Annotated in this window: 1 protein-coding gene; it reads right to left on the bottom strand. The window is 36.7% G+C overall.

Features of this window, described 5'->3' with window-relative positions; all coding sequences use genetic code 11:
• On the bottom strand, nucleotides 1-239 hold a 239-nt coding region (locus C1G53_RS12390; RefSeq protein ID WP_153046736.1), incomplete at its 3' end, for a response regulator.
• Nucleotides 240-281: the final 42 nt, after the last annotated feature.

Genomic DNA, 281 nt, shown 5'->3' with positions numbered 1-281 from the left:
ATGAGAACATCTTTATCCACAGACCGAATTTTTTGAGCGGTGGTCATCCCGTCCATAATCTCCATCTCGACATCTAGGTAAATCAGGTCAAATTGTTTTTGATAGTCACTAGTGATATGGAGACCGTCGTTAAAACAGCTGATTTCCACTGCAATCCCAGCTTTTTTGCAGTAGGTTTTGATGTAGTTGGACAATCTATCTTGCTCAATTTTTTGATCTTCTACAATCGCGATTTTCATAAAGCACCCCTTTTATTTTCTATCAGTATATCAAAATTAAAA

This window comes from Streptococcus suis (assembly GCF_002960445.1).
Taxonomy (GTDB): domain Bacteria; phylum Bacillota; class Bacilli; order Lactobacillales; family Streptococcaceae; genus Streptococcus; species Streptococcus hyiners.
This window is presented reverse-complemented; position numbering and strand designations above follow the sequence as displayed.